General features: G+C 32.8%; 2 protein-coding genes. Both read left to right on the top strand.

Going from position 1 to position 1319, the window contains the following annotated elements; genetic code table 11:
- The first annotated feature begins 61 nt into the window (after positions 1–61).
- The gene (locus GGR97_RS15205) at positions 62–373 is read left to right on the top strand and encodes a transposase (RefSeq protein ID WP_167899380.1); all 312 of its coding nucleotides are present in this window, start codon (positions 62–64) and stop codon (positions 371–373) included.
- A complete protein-coding gene (locus GGR97_RS15200; protein ID WP_167899379.1) occupies positions 373–1269 on the top strand; it encodes an IS3 family transposase in 897 nt (298 codons plus the stop codon). Before GGR97_RS15205 ends, GGR97_RS15200 begins: the two co-directional genes overlap by 1 nt.
- Positions 1270–1319 lie beyond the last annotated feature (50 nt).

Raw genomic sequence — 1319 nt, 5'->3', positions numbered from 1 at the left:
TATTTTAGCCCCCAATAAGTTCGGAGTGTTCTTTTAAATTTCAAACTAATATATTTGAAATATGAAATACAAGAAATGGGAGTTGTCCCAGAAGCTAGAAATCCTATCGGAATCTGAAGAATTTGGTATTGTAGAAACCTGTCGTAAATACGGAGTAAGCACAGGAACCTTTTATAGCTGGAAGAAGAAGTTTGAACATAAGGGTGAGGCGGGTTTAAAAGTGAATTACGAAACTAAAAGTAAAGAGCTTAAGGAAGCTGAAGAAGAAAATCGAGTATTACGTAAACTTCTTAGTGATAGAGAGATTGAACTAGAGGTACAACGAGAACTTCTAAAAAAAAAGTTTGGAACGTCCGATCCAAGAAAGATTTAGTGAATATTATTCATAAAAAATATAAGTGTAGTAAGTCTAAGATTATAAAAATGGTAGGTATGGTTCCTAGCAGTTATTATAGGAAACCAAGTCTAGGTAGAAAGGGAAATAAACCCTCTAAATACACCTATCATCAATCCAAAGGGTTCGTGTCTCAAGAAGATGTAGTAAATGCGGTAAAAGACATTTTAAGGCATGAATTTATAGATTGTGGATACCGACTAATGACTAGTTATTTAAAGAAAGAAGGTTACAATATCAATCATAAGAAGTTATACCGAATTATGAAACAAGCAGGCTTGTTGAAGCTTGAAAACAGAATAGACAGAAGTGGTTCTGGACGTAAATTTGTAAAATATAGAGTAGTGCATACCACTAGGCCTTTGGAGTGCTTAGAAATGGATATTAAAATGGTCTGGATTCCTCATGTTGGAAAGAATGCTTATCTACTCTCTGTTATAGATATCCATTCACGTAGAATATTAAAGGATTATTTTTCATTTACCATAAAACAAAACCATGTAATAGCACTTCTATCCTCTTTATTTGAAGATTATAATTATCCTGAAAACATAGTTATTAGAAGTGATAATGGCAGTCAGTTTTTAGCGAAAAAAGTACGAGAATACTTAAGCCTTATAGGAATTCAACAAGAGTTTACTCATGTAGCTACACCAGAAGAGAATGCACATATAGAAGCCTATCATGGAATCCTAAAAAAGGAAGTGTTTGCCAGATTTGATTATCGTCATTTTGGAGAGATAGAACAGATCCTAAAACGATATGTTAAGTTTTACAATAATCAAAGACTACATGGACTCTTAGGACGTATTACTCCTATGGAAAAATGGAACACTGATAAACACTTGATTTTAATGAAAAAGTTAACAGCGTAACTAATAAGCGAAATTTAAAAGATTACTCTTGTTTTATAGGGGTCAAAACA

This window comes from Wenyingzhuangia aestuarii (genome assembly GCF_011927765.1).
Lineage (GTDB): Bacteria > Bacteroidota > Bacteroidia > Flavobacteriales > Flavobacteriaceae > Wenyingzhuangia > Wenyingzhuangia aestuarii.
This window is presented reverse-complemented; position numbering and strand designations above follow the sequence as displayed.